9 protein-coding genes are annotated in these 13117 nt (G+C 58.3%); all 9 read left to right on the top strand.

The window, feature by feature from the left end; translation table 11 throughout:
* Positions 1 to 35 precede the first annotated feature (35 nt).
* The 9 genes from AU11_RS06120 to AU11_RS06080 all read left to right on the top strand — a co-directional run bounded on the left by AU11_RS06120 (position 36) and on the right by AU11_RS06080 (position 13107).
* On the top strand, positions 36 to 1856 hold the full coding sequence (locus tag AU11_RS06120) for an ABC transporter ATP-binding protein/permease (RefSeq protein ID WP_043317209.1): 1821 nt from the start codon (positions 36 to 38) through the stop codon (positions 1854 to 1856).
* Positions 1857 to 2076: 220 nt separating this feature from the next.
* Positions 2077 to 3819 carry a Zn-dependent hydrolase gene (locus AU11_RS06115; protein ID WP_043317206.1) on the top strand — a complete coding sequence of 581 codons (1743 nt, stop codon included), beginning with the start codon at positions 2077 to 2079 and terminating at the stop codon, positions 3817 to 3819.
* 149 nt (positions 3820 to 3968) lie between these two features.
* Positions 3969 to 5489, top strand: coding sequence for a DNA-3-methyladenine glycosylase 2 (locus tag AU11_RS06110; RefSeq protein WP_043317205.1), 1521 nt, complete (start codon positions 3969 to 3971; stop codon positions 5487 to 5489).
* Complete coding sequence (locus AU11_RS06105) at positions 5486 to 5980, top strand: methylated-DNA--[protein]-cysteine S-methyltransferase (protein WP_043317203.1); 495 nt, start codon at positions 5486 to 5488, stop codon at positions 5978 to 5980. The genes AU11_RS06110 and AU11_RS06105 overlap by 4 nt, the downstream gene beginning before the upstream one ends.
* 91 nt (positions 5981 to 6071) lie before the next feature.
* A complete protein-coding gene (locus AU11_RS06100; protein ID WP_043317201.1) occupies positions 6072 to 6626 on the top strand; it encodes a gamma carbonic anhydrase family protein in 555 nt (184 codons plus the stop codon).
* The gene (locus tag AU11_RS06095; protein ID WP_051686999.1) at positions 6613 to 6855 is read left to right on the top strand and encodes a DUF1289 domain-containing protein; all 243 of its coding nucleotides are present in this window, start codon (positions 6613 to 6615) and stop codon (positions 6853 to 6855) included. The genes AU11_RS06100 and AU11_RS06095 overlap by 14 nt, the downstream gene beginning before the upstream one ends.
* Positions 6856 to 7247: 392 nt before the next feature.
* Positions 7248 to 10766: a DNA polymerase III subunit alpha gene (dnaE, locus tag AU11_RS06090; protein WP_043317199.1), complete on the top strand. Its 3519-nt coding sequence runs from the start codon at positions 7248 to 7250 to the stop codon at positions 10764 to 10766.
* A 370-nt stretch (positions 10767 to 11136) separates the two neighbouring features.
* Positions 11137 to 12093, top strand: coding sequence for an acetyl-CoA carboxylase carboxyltransferase subunit alpha (locus AU11_RS06085; RefSeq protein WP_043317197.1), 957 nt, complete (start codon positions 11137 to 11139; stop codon positions 12091 to 12093).
* Positions 12094 to 12327: 234 nt separating this feature from the next.
* On the top strand, positions 12328 to 13107 hold the full coding sequence (locus AU11_RS06080; RefSeq protein WP_156035165.1) for a sulfite exporter TauE/SafE family protein: 780 nt from the start codon (positions 12328 to 12330) through the stop codon (positions 13105 to 13107).
* Positions 13108 to 13117 lie beyond the last annotated feature (10 nt).

Here is a 13117-nt window from a genome sequence, read left to right as displayed (position 1 = left end):
AGGTATACTGCGCAGCTGATTTACCGAGATACGCCATGCCCAGACCCAAGTCCGCCGTCGCTCTGGAAGATGTCCACTGGAGCGCCCTCAAAACCCTGTTTCCCTATCTACTGGAGTTCAAGCGCCCGGTGCTGCTGGCACTGCTGTGTCTTATCGGCGCCAAGGCCGCCAGTGTTGGCCTGCCATTCCTGTTAAAGCATATCGTCGATGATCTGGATCAGGCCGGTGGTGCCGCCGCAGCGATTGCCTTGCCGCTGGGCCTGTTGCTGGCCTACGGCTTTGTGCGCTTTTCGTCGGTGCTGTTTGGTGAATTGCGGGATACGATTTTCGGTCGCGTGACCGAGCGCGCCCAGCGGCGAGTCGGTCTGGAAGTTTTCCGGCACCTGCACCGGCTGGATCTGGATTATCATCTCAATCGCCGCACCGGAGGCTTGTCCCGGGATATCGAGCGGGGCAATTCCGGTATCGGTTTTCTGATGCGGTTTATGGTGTTCAATATAGTCCCCACCCTGGTGGAGATCCTGATGGTGGTGGGGCTGTTGTGGTGGAATTACAGCGTCAGTTTCGCGTTGCTGGTGTTGGGTGCCGTGGCAGCCTATATCGGGTTTTCTGTGGTCGCCACCGAGTGGCGCACCCGCTATGTACGGGAGTTGAACCAGGCGGAGTCCCAGAGCAGCAGCCGCGCGGTCGACAGCCTGCTGAATTATGAAACGGTCAAATACTTCGGCAACGAAAAGTACGAAGCGCAGCACTACGATCGCGAGCTGGCTACCTGGGAACAGGCCCGGCGCAAGAACCGCCTGTCACTGTTTGGACTGAACGCGGGGCAGGCGATGATCATCGCCGCCGCCATGTGCGGCGCCATGGTGATGGCCGCAGTCAATGTGACCCAGGGCAGCATGACCATCGGCGACTTTGTACTGATCAATGCCGTGATGATGCAGATATTTATTCCGCTCAACTTTCTTGGTTTTGTGTATCGGGAAATGAAAGGCGCCCTGGCCAACATCGAGAAAATGTTCTCTATTCTCGACGTAAAACCGGCGGTTGAAGACGTGAAATCCGCCGGTGAACTGAGAATCAAACGGGGCGCTATCGAATTTCAAAACGTGTATTTCGGCTATAACCCCGAGCGGGAAATTCTCAAGGGCATCAGCTTTACCGTGGCGCCGAAACAGAAGGTTGCGATTGTCGGCGCCAGCGGCGCGGGCAAGTCCACCCTATTCAAACTGTTGTTCCGCTTCTACGACGTAACACGCGGCAGTATCCTGGTCGATGGGCAGGATATACGGGACGTACGTCAGGATTCCCTGCGCGCGGCCATCGGCGTGGTGCCCCAGGACACGGTATTGTTCAATCAGTCCATTCTGGAGAATGTGCGCTACGGTCGGGTAGGCGCCGCGGATGAAGAGGTCATGGCGGCGGTTCGCCACGCACAGCTGGATGACTTTATTGCCCAGCTTCCGGATGGTGTCCATACTGCCGTGGGTGAGCGTGGCCTCAAACTCTCTGGAGGGGAGAAGCAGCGCGTGGCCATTGCCCGCGCAATTCTCAAGCACCCTCCCATCATGGTGTTTGACGAAGCCACCTCCAGCCTCGACAGTCGCTCGGAGCAGGGGATTTTGCGTGCATTGCAGGATATTTCCCGCGAGCAGACCACCCTGGTAATCGCGCACCGTCTGTCCACCGTGGTGGATGCCGATCTGATTCTGGTGATGGACCGGGGGCGGATCGTGGAGCAGGGCAGCCACAACGACCTGATTGCCGCCAACGGCCACTACGCGGACCTATGGCGAATGCAGCAGCAGGAACGGGCGCGATACGATGACCGCGAGGATGTGTCCTTATCTCCCTGATGCCCGGCGGCAGTCCGGGGCACTATGCCGGAACGTGGATCTATTTGCTGGCGTAAATTGTTTTCCTCTAACGGAAACGCGCCACGGAATTTCCTATCTTTGCCCATAATTGCAGTCAAATATCCGGTGCCCTCTGAGCAGTGTGGGGTATCTGGACATCTTTCGAGCCCGCAATTAATGTGGCTCGCGCTATTCAATAAGACAACAGGCAGGAACCTGAATGAAATCTGCACTCTTTGCTGCATCGGCCTTGGCAATTGCCATTGTTACCGGCTGCTCTTCTGATGAAAAATCCGTCGCCACACCGGAATCTGCTGCGCCCGTAGAAACGACGGCGCAATCAGGGCCCGAGGCCGAGCAAAAAAATGCACAACCGGCCACTGGCCCCCAGGCTGGCGGCATCGCAAAAGGTGTGGACCCGGCGCGCTTCGATATCTACGCGCCGGTGGAATTGAATGCGGATCTCTCGTCGCTGTCTGAAAACCAGTGCCAGATGATCGGTAAGCTGATTGACGCCAGTAAAATCATGGATCAGTTGTTCTGGCTGCAGTCCTACGGTCCCGCGCAGGAGCTGCTGAGTGGCATCGATGACAGTGCCGCACGCAAGTTTGCGGATATCAACTACGGTCCCTGGGATCGACTGAACGACAACAAACCATTTATCGAGGGCTACGGCGACAAGCCGCTGGGTGCCGAGTTCTACCCGGAAGACATGACCAAGCAGGAATTTGAAGCCTGGAAACAGCCGGGTAAAGAAGGTCTGTATTCCCTGGTGCGCCGCGATAGCAACGGCGATCTTGAACTGGTGCCTTACAGCGAGGCCTACAAAGCGGAGCTGGAAAAAGCCTCAGCGCTGCTGCGTGAGGCCGCGGAGCTGGCGGAAGATCAGGAATTCGCGGCTTATCTGAAATTGCGCGCCGACGCCCTGCTGAACGACCAGTTCCGCGATAGCGATATGGCGTGGATGGACATGAAGGACAACCGAATCGACGTGGTGATCGGCCCTATCGAAAATTACGAAGACCAGCTGTTCGCCTACCGCACCGCCTATGAGTCCTACGTGCTGTTGAAAGACATGGCGTGGAGCGAAAAACTGTCCAAGTTCGCCGCCTTCCTTCCGGAGCTGCAGCGCGGCCTGCCGGTAGATGACAAGTACAAGGCGGAAACCCCGGGAACCGATTCCGACCTGAATGCCTACGACGTGCTCTACTACGCGGGCCACAGCAACGCAGGCTCGAAAACCATCGCCATCAACCTGCCGAACGACGAAGAAGTGCAGCTGAAGAAGGGCACCCGCCGCCTGCAGCTGAAAAACGCTATGCGCGCGAAGTTCGACCAGATACTGCTGCCTATCAGCGGCGTGCTGATTGCCGAGGATCAGCGCAAGCACATCACCTTCGATGCGTTCTTCGGCAACACCATGTTCCATGAAGTGGCCCACGGTCTCGGGATCAAGAAAACCGTCACCGACGGCGCCAATGTGCGTCAGGCTCTGAAAGAAACCTCCTCCGCACTGGAAGAGGGCAAGGCGGACATTCTCGGTCTGTACATGATCACCAAGTTGCACGAAAAGGGTGAAATTGAAGAAGGCGAGCTGATGGACAACTATGTCACCTTCCTCGCCGGTATTTTCCGCAGTGTCCGTTTCGGTGCCGCCAGTGCCCACGGCAAGGCGAATATGATGCGCTTCAATTTCTTCAAGCAGGAAGGTGCCTTCACCCGCGACGAAGCCACTGGCCAGTACAGTGTCGATTTCGACAAAATGCAGGCGGCGATGACCAAACTGTCGAACCTGATCCTGACCATCCAGGGCAATGGGGACTATAAGAAGTCGAAAGACCTGCTCGACAATATGGGCGTGGTTGGCGCGGAACTTCAGGCGGATCTGGATCGACTGAAAGATGCCAATATCCCGGTGGATGTGACGTTCATCCAGGGTAAGGAAGTGCTGGGTATTCAATAATCGTACGATCCTAACTTTTCCAGAGCGGGCCCTCATGGCCCGCTTTTTCGTTCCTCGGGGGCGAATAGCCAGCCAGTTCCGAATATGACTAGTTTGGGGGTTATCCGGTCCGTACACTGGAGGCAGTACAAGCTACAGATCAACTGAACGTGAAACCTGACCCCGGTATCTGCCACTCTGCCCGTCTCGCCCGCGACAAGCGGTTTGATGGCCGCTTCTACACCGCGGTGAAAACCACGGGCATCTTCTGCCGACCCATTTGCCCGGCGCGTCCGCCGCTGGAGAAGAACGTCGAGTACTTCCTTACCGCCGCAGAAGCCGCCGCAGCGGGTTATCGGCCTTGCCTGCGCTGCCGGCCCGATGCTGCTCCCGGCAGCCCGGCCTGGGGCCTGGTATCCACCACCGTGCAGCGCGCGGTAAACCTGATGCGCGCGGAGCGGGAAGCTCAATCCATCGAGCAGCTGGCGGAGCGCCTCGGTATCACTAGTCGTTATCTACGCAAACTGTTTGCAGAGCATATCGGCCTGAGTCCGTTGCAGGTTTGGCAGACGGAGCGGGCGCTATTCGCATTCAGCCTGCTGCGGGATACCAGTCTGCCGGTGGGGGATATCGCGTTCGCCGCGGGCTTTAATAGCCTGCGTCGATTCAACGGGGTTTTTAAGGGAATTTATCAGCGAACACCTAGTGAAGTTCGCCGCGAGTCGGTGTCAGCGCAGCCCAATGATCGCGGTGTAAAACCCATCCGGATATACCTGAGCTATCGGCCGCCGTTCGACTGGCCGGCGCTGCTGGCGTTCTTCGCCGCGCGCACCCTGCCGGGCGTGGAGCAGGTCGATGCCGGTGATGATCCTGAACAGGGGGAATACCTGCGCAGTTTCGAATTGCTCGGCCAGCGCGGGTTGCTGCGGGTGGCCCACGAACCCGACAAGGAGCGCTTGCGGGTCAGCGTTTACGGCGATGGTTGTGGAGCGGTACTTTATCCGCTGCGGGAGAAGCTGCGTCGCCTGTTTGACCTGGATACGGACAGTGATGAAATTCGCGGCCATTTGCAAACGGATCCGCTTCTGAAGCAAGTGCTGAAGGGGGCTCCCGGCGTGCGCTTGCCCGGTGCCTGGGATCCGTTCGAATACACATTGCGCGCGATCCTCGGTCAGCAGATTTCGGTGGCTGCGGCCACCACCATTGCCGGACGGGTCGCGAGCCGTTACGGCGAGACGTTTACCGGGCCAGAAGGCGAGTCGCTGCTGTTGTTTCCCACCGCGGAGCAGCTGCGCGATGCGGACTTCTCTGACATTGGTGTTACCCGCACCCGCGCAAAGACCCTGCAGACGTTTGTTGCGGCCACACTCAATGGCGATATCGACTTCAATGCGGCGGATCTCGAGAGCTTTTGCGTTCAAATGACCGCTCTTCCCGGTATTGGCGACTGGACCGCCCATTACACCGCCATGCGCGGTCTCTCCATGCCGGATGCCTTTCCGGCCTCAGACCTGGGAATCCTGATCGTCCTCGGCGATGGTGAGCGCAAGGCAACCCCGAAACAGGCTCTGGCCCGTGCAGAATCCTGGCGCCCCTGGCGGGCCTACGCCGCTCTTTTACTGTGGCAGTCCCTCAAAACCACACCTAAACCCAATTCCAAATCCAAGCCCAAGAAGAGGTTGCCCAAATGATCCACTATGAAATTTACCCCAGTGCATTTGGTGAACTCGGTATCGCCGCCAGTGAATCGGGGCTTGTGGGGATCGACCTGCAGGCGGGCAAGCGGCCGCTGCCGGTAAAGGAAGACTGGCTGCGTGGCGCCACCGAGCTGACAGACACAGCGGCAGAGCAGCTGGAGGCCTATTTTGGTGGTGAGATCCAGTCATTTGAGCTGCCGATGGATGCTACCGGCACGCCGTTTCAGCAATCGGTGTGGAAGGCGCTGTGTGCCATTCCCTTTGGTGAAACCCGCAGTTACCGGGAGCTGGCGGAGGCCATCGGCAATCCGAAAGCGGTGCGCGCGGTGGCGCGGGCCAACGGGGCCAATCCACTGTCCATCGTGGTGCCCTGCCACCGGGTAATTGGCGCAGACGGTAGGCTGACGGGCTATGCGGGCGGGCTGGAGATGAAGGCGCGTTTGCTGGCGTTGGAAGGCGTGTTAATCGGCCAGCCTGTCCGGTGAGTCACAGCTGTTCCAGGGTGGCAATCGGGAGCCCTGGGCGGGATAATGCCCGGCTGAATTCCACCACCACTAAATGTTTCCCGGAGATCAAATGCTGTACAGGTTGGGCGATAAGCAGCCGACCCTTGAAGGCGAGGGCCACTACATTGCGCCCGGCGCCCGGGTGATCGGCAATGTGCTGATGCAGCCTCACAGTTCGGTGTGGTTCAACGCGGTGATTCGCGGGGACAATGACCTCATCACTATTGGTGAGCGGGCGAATATCCAGGACGGTTCTGTGTTGCATACGGACCCGGGTGTGCCACTGACGGTGGGCACCGGGGTGACGGTGGGGCACAAGGTGACGCTGCACGGCTGCCAGATCGGTGAGTATTCGCTGGTGGGGATGAATGCGGTGGTCCTGAACGGGGCCAAGATTGGCCGCTGCTGCATTATCGGGGCGAATGCGCTGGTGACGGAGAATGCGGAGGTTCCGGATTTTTCGCTGGTGCTGGGGAGCCCGGGTAAGGTGGTGAAGACGCTGGATGAGGCGACGTTTGAGTTGCTGAAGGCGAGCAGTGAGATTTATGTGGCCAACGGTCGGCGGTTTGCAGACGAGTTGGTGGAGGTGGATATGCCTCAGGCGGTAAGTAGTGACCGAGAGTGACTGGAGCAAGGTGAAGGACAAAGAGCCGGAGGCTGCGTTTGAGTTTCCGGTGAAGTCGCCTTGTGTTTCCGTTTGTGCGTTGAATCGTGACGATATCTGTGAGGGGTGTTTTCGTTCCGGGGCTGAGATCAGTCAGTGGGGACGGATGTCTAACGCTCAGAAAAAGCATGTATTGAGTCTGTGCCATGAGCGGGCTGTTGCTCTGAAGCGGGTTTGGTGGTCCGACTGAATTTGTTTCTGTGGCGGTGGAGCGCCGGGTGAAGGTTTTCAGGACCGCTGTGAACCCATCCCTGGGCGCTGCGGCGCAAACATCCTGTTTGCGACGCTCCTGAAAACCTTCACCCGGCACTCCACCTGCGCATTCGGCCGCACTACTTTGTCAGTAAAAACGCGCATAAGATTTCTCGGGCTTACGAAGTAACGAATTACCAGAATTGCACTAAGCACCGAGGGGCGGTAAGCCCTTCCGGGACCTTCTCCGACATGGATGTCGGAGCAGAGCTACATGGATGTATTCACGGGGGGCGCCTAGCTCGTGTCCCGGAAGGGCTTACCGCCCCTCGGTGCGTTCCCGGAACAGAGCTAAAAATACCTCCGGGCCAAAATTAAATAGAACAGAATATGACCCAACCCTTCGTACATTTAAGAATCCACACTGAATACTCCCTGATCGACGGCCTGGTACGTATCAAGCCGTTGGTGGGTCGTGTTGCCGAGCTGGAAATGCCGGCGGTGGCGATTACGGACCAGACGAATTTCTACGGCCAGGTGAAGTTTTATCGGGGCTGTATGGGCGCCGGGGTGAAGCCGATTACCGGGGCCGATTTCTGGTTGAAGGAGGGTGGGGAAGAGCAGCCTACGCTGCTGACGCTGTATGCGATGAATACCACCGGTTACCGCAATATTACCGAGCTGATTTCCCGCGCCTGGATGGAAGGGCAGTACCACGGGCATGCGTTTGTGGAGCGGGAGTGGATCGAGCAGGCATCGGACGGTGTGTTGATGCTTTCCGGGGCCAAGTACGGTGATGTTGGCCGGGCGCTGATTGCCGGGCGGAATGCACAGGCGGAATCTCTGGCGCAGGAGTGGGAGCGAATTTTCCCGGGCCGCTACTACCTTGAACTGCAACGTACCGGTCGCCCGGGTGATGAAGAATATCTGCACGCGGCAGTGGGTCTGGCGGGCAGGCTGAATCTGCCGGTCGTCGCCACGAACGATGTACGCTTTATTGAAGACAGCGAGTTTGAGGCGCACGAGGTTCGGGTGTGTATCCGGGAGGGCCGGGCGTTGGATGATCCGCGTCGCGAGCGCCGCTATTCATCTGAACAGTACCTGCGCACCCCGGAAGAGATGCTGGCGCTGTTCAAGGATATTCCGGAAGCGTTAGAGAATACGGTGGAAATCGCGCGTCGTTGTTCTGCGCCGATTCAGCTGGGGAAATACTTCCTGCCGCAATTCCCCATCCCCGAGGGAATGACGGAAAACGAATTCTTTGAAAAAGTCTCGTTCGACGGACTGTACGAACGTCTGGAATTCATCCTCGACAAAAATGCGCCGGACTACGAGGCGCGTAAAAAGGTTTACGAGGACCGCCTGCGCTTTGAGCTGGATATTGTTATCCAGATGGGGTTCCCCGGGTACTTCCTGATTGTTATGGACTTTATCCAGTGGGCCAAGGATCACAATATTCCGGTGGGGCCGGGGCGGGGTTCCGGTGCGGGCTCGTTGATTGCCTACTCGCAGAAAATTACCGATCTTGACCCTCTGCAGTACGACCTGCTGTTCGAACGGTTCCTGAACCCGGAACGGGTTTCCATGCCCGACTTCGACGTCGACTTCTGTATGGAAAAGCGCGATCAGGTCATTAACTACGTGGCCGATCACTACGGCCGTGATGCAGTGAGTCAGATTATCACCTTCGGTACCATGGCCGCGAAGGCGGTAGTGCGGGATGTGGCGCGGGTGCAGGGCAAGTCTTACGGACTTGCAGACAAACTCTCGAAAATGATCCCGGCGGACCCGGGCATGACCCTGGCCAAGGCGTTTGAGCAGGAAGAGGTGCTGCGGGAGTTCCTCGAGAATGATGAGGAAGGTCAGGAAATCTGGGAAATGGCGCTGCAGCTGGAAGGCGTGGCGCGGAACGTGGGTAAGCACGCCGGTGGTGTGGTTATCGCTCCCACAAAGCTCACCGACTTCGCGCCGCTCTACTGTGACGAGACCGGTGCAGGCCTGGTGACCCAGTTCGACAAGAACGATGTGGAAGACGCGGGCCTGGTGAAGTTCGACTTCCTGGGGCTGCGGACCCTGACCATCATCGACTGGGCCAAGGCGATGGTGGACGAGCAGCGCGCACGGGAGGGCAAAGAGCCCCTGGTGATCGAGGCGCTGCCTCTCGACGACCCCGAAACCTACGCCATGATCAAGCGCGCCGAGACCACCGCGGTATTCCAGCTGGAATCTCGCGGTATGAAGGACCTGATCAAGCGCCTGCAGCCGGATAACCTCGAGGATATGATCGCCCTGGTGGCCCTGTTCCGTCCGGGCCCGCTGCAGTCGGGCATGGTGGACGACTTTATCAACCGGAAGCACGGTCGTGCGCAGGTCGCCTACCCGGATGCCAAATACCAGCACGAAAAACTGAAACCCATTCTGGAGCCTACCTACGGGGTAATCGTCTACCAGGAACAGGTGATGCAGATTGCCCAGGAGCTCGCTGGTTACACCCTCGGTGGCGCAGACATGTTGCGCCGGGCCATGGGTAAGAAAAAACCGGAGGAGATGGCCAAGCAACGCGCCACTTTCGAGCAGGGTGCGAAGGAGCAGGGAGTCGACCCGGAGCTCGCGATCAAGATCTTCGATCTGGTGGAAAAGTTTGCCGGTTACGGCTTTAACAAATCTCACTCCGCCGCTTATGCACTGGTGTCCTACCAGACCGCCTGGCTGAAGGCCCATTACCCGGCGCAGTTTATGGCCGCCACCATGTCTTCGGATATGGACAAAACCGATAAGGTGGTGACCTTTATCGAAGAGTGCCGGGCCATGAAACTGGACCTGGTACCGCCGGATGTAAATCTGGGTACTTATCAGTTCTCGGTGGATGTGGACAACCGCATCATCTACGGTCTGGGTGCGATCAAGGGGCTGGGGGAAGGCCCCATCGACAACATTATTGCCGAGCGCGAACAGAATGGACCTTTCACCGATCTGTTCGACTTCTGTTCCCGCATTGACCCGCGCAAGGTGAACAAGCGCGCGCTGGAAGCGCTGGTGCGTTCCGGCGCCCTGGACAGTATCGGCCCGGATACCAACAGCGCCGATGGCCTGGATTACTCGCGCGCGGTGCTGTTCAACGCGCTGGATGAGGCGGTGAAGTCCGCCGAGCAGCAGAGCAAGAACGATAGCGCCGGTATGATGGATCTGTTCGGCGAGGTGGTACGCTCCGCGTCCGACGGGGATGTGTACGAGGATTTCCGCAGTGCGCGTCCGTGGAGTATTCGCGAGCGTCTCGAAGGCGAGAAGAACACCCTCGGTCTGTACCTGACAGGCCACCCTATTGACGAGTACGAAGATGAGCTGAAGCATCTGGTGAAGGCGCGCATCGCGGACCTGAAGCCGGGCCGTGAAAACCAGAAGGTGGCGGGCCTGTGTGTGGGTATGCGGGTGATGAAGACCAAGCGCGGTGATTCCATGGCGATTGTGACTCTGGATGACCGCAGTGCGCGGATCGAGGCGGCGGTATTCAGTGAGGCGTTCGGGGAACACCGGGAGAAGCTGGTGAAGGATGCGCTGCTGGTGCTGGAGGGGTCTATCTCCCACGACGATTACAGCGGCGGCCTGAAGATGAGCGTGAATAGTGTGTCGACGCTGGACGATTTGCGCAGTGGCAGTGTGATCGGGGTGACCCTCAAGATCGATAGTGCTCAGGCATTACCGAAGATGGGGCAGCGTTTGAGCGCCTGCCTGCGTCCCTATGTGGGCGGCTCCTGCCCGGTGCTGGTGGAAGTGGAGCGCAGCGACGCGCGCGGTACCTTCCGCCTGGCGGATGAGTGGAAAGTGGAGCCAAATGACCAGCTGATCCAGTCCCTGCGGGAGGTGATCGGCCGGGAGCGGGTACAGCTCAACTACAATCAACGGCAGTAATTTTTCACTTGAGCCATTCGGTGGCGGTGGCGCTGCCGGGTGCGGTCTTGCGAGACACGCCGTCCACCCATCCCTGGGGGCTCTGCACCGCCATCCTTGGCGGTGAAGGTCTCGCAAGACCGCACCCGGCATCGCCACCTTCGCTCGAGGCTACGCCAAGCGATTTGTATTGCGCGACCAGTCTTCCGATTCAGGCTTTCTGTACTGTCGGAATTTAGTCAAGTGAACGCATGCACTCGACTGAGTGGTCCTATCCCGGTAAGCTAGCCGCCATTTTCAGTAGACGAGGCCTGTTTGCGACCGTTCGGGGTAGTTTGGTCGCATTTTCCAACATTTGGCAGGCCCACAGAATTATCAAGGCGCGAATTAAATGAACTTCAGTTTTCTCGAGTTTGAACAGCCGATTGCGGAACTGGAAAGCAAGATCAAGGAGCTTCAGCACGTCGGGGATGACAACGACCTGAACATCGCTGAAGAGATCACCCGACTGCGGGAAAAGAGCGAGAAGCTCACCGAGTCCCTGTATTCCGACCTCTCTCCCTGGCAGATCGTGCAGGTGGCCCGCCACCCGCAGCGTCCCTACGCCAAGGACTATATCGAGCGCATTTTCACCGATTGGGACGAGCTGCACGGCGATCGTCACTTCGGTGACGACAAGGCGATCATCGCCGGTATCGGTCGCCTGGAAGGCCGCCCGGTGGCGGTGATTGGTGAGGAGAAGGGCCGCAGTGTCAACGAGAAGGTGAAGCGCAACTTTGGTATGCCGAAGCCGGAAGGCTACCGCAAGGCGCAGCGCATTATGGAGATGGCGGAGCGCTTCAAGATGCCAGTCCTGACACTGATCGACACCCCCGGGGCCTATCCGGGTATCGACAGTGAGGAGCGCGGTATTTCCGAGGCGATTGCCAAGAACCTGGCGGTGATGTCCCGTCTGCGTACGCCGATTATCTGTACGGTGATTGGCGAGGGGTCTTCCGGTGGCGCGCTCGCCATTGGTGTGGGTGACCAGCTGAATATGTTGCAGTACTCCACGTACTTTGTGATTTCGCCGGAAGGTTGCGCGAACATTATCTGGAAGACCGTGGAGAAGGCGCCGCTGGCAGCCGAGGCCATGGGGGTGACTTCCAGTGTGCTGGAAGAGCTGGGTATTGTGGACGAGACGCTGCCTGAGCCGCTGGGTGGTGCACACCGCGATCCGGATCTGATGGCGGCGCGCCTGCGTGATCGCCTGTCTGAACAGCTGGATAAGCTGACCGCGATTCCTCTGGATGAGTTGCTGGAGAAGCGCTACCAGCGTCTGATGAGCTACGGTAACGTCGTAGGCTGAAGCCAACACTTCTTCAGGACATAAAAAACCGGCGTCTGTGCCGGTTTTTTTATGTTCGTGCATTCTTTCTCGTCCTCAAATAACCAGCTTCAGGCCCGGGACTACTGGGTTTGAAGCTGTCCTTACGGCTAGACTGGCCATCGCTCAAAAACCGATCGAATCACTGCGAGTTTCACCCGTAAGTACTCGGGATCGGCGCGATAATAATCACTGTTCAAAGCGTGGGGGTAGTCCTTGGCGGAGTTGGGTTCGCTGTTAAGCCTGATGCCAGACCAGAGCCCCGGCCTTGCCCTCGGGTTACTGCTGCTTGTCTGCGTGGTCAGTGCGTTTATCTCCGCGGTGACCGGCGGTGCCGGCGGTATCCTTATGTTCGCCGCGCTCAATGTGGTGATCCCCCTGCGCGCCCTGGTACCGATCCACGGTGCGGTCCAACTGATGAACAACCTCGCGCGTGTGGTCTATGTGCGCGAGCATATCCGCTGGGACCAGTGCATTTCGTTCTTTATCGGCTGTACCCTGGGCTCCGCGGCCATGACCCTGGGGCTGGCGAATCTCGACTGGCAACAACTGCCGCTGGTGCTGCTGGCGGTTTTGATTTTCTACACGGTGTTCAAACCGAAAAAATTGCCAGAAATCCGTTTGAAACCGCGCAATTTTTTCTGGGTAGGCATCGCCACCGGCACTCTGGGTATTGTGGCCGGCGCGGTAGACCCGCTATTGGCCGCGTTCTTTGTGCGTAAAGATATGACGCCGAAGGAAATCGTGGCGAACAAATCGGTGATGCAGGCCTGGTGCCACGCGCTCAAGGTGCCCGCATTTATTTATCTCGGTTTTGCATTTTCCGAACATCTAGGACTGATTCTTCTGCTGACCATTGCCGCGGTGATCGGCACTCGGGTCGGTATCGCACTGTTGAACCGGATTAACAGCGAAGTCTTTTTCAATCTTATGCGCGCGGCACTGCTGATCGCCGGCGCACGTATTATTTATCAGCTGGTTGCCCCGGCGATTTAGGACGAACAAA

The sequence above is a fragment of the Microbulbifer sp. HZ11 genome (assembly GCF_000708675.1).
Taxonomy (GTDB): Bacteria; Pseudomonadota; Gammaproteobacteria; order Pseudomonadales; family Cellvibrionaceae; genus Microbulbifer.
Note: the sequence above shows the minus strand (reverse complement) of the source record. Positions and strands in the feature narration are given on the sequence as shown.

Bases quoted from the DNA above. Each gene is read 5' to 3' on its own strand.
- AU11_RS06120 (WP_043317209.1), top strand. From the start codon at position 36: ATGCCCAGACCCAAGTCCGCCGTCGCTCTGGAAGATGTCCACTGGAGC.
- AU11_RS06085 (WP_043317197.1), top strand. From the start codon at position 11,137: ATGAACTTCAGTTTTCTCGAGTTTGAACAGCCGATTGCGGAACTGGAA.
- dnaE (WP_043317199.1), top strand. From the start codon at position 7,248: ATGACCCAACCCTTCGTACATTTAAGAATCCACACTGAATACTCCCTG.
- AU11_RS06105 (WP_043317203.1), top strand. From the start codon at position 5,486: ATGATCCACTATGAAATTTACCCCAGTGCATTTGGTGAACTCGGTATC.
- AU11_RS06100 (WP_043317201.1), top strand. From the start codon at position 6,072: ATGCTGTACAGGTTGGGCGATAAGCAGCCGACCCTTGAAGGCGAGGGC.
- AU11_RS06115 (WP_043317206.1), top strand. From the start codon at position 2,077: ATGAAATCTGCACTCTTTGCTGCATCGGCCTTGGCAATTGCCATTGTT.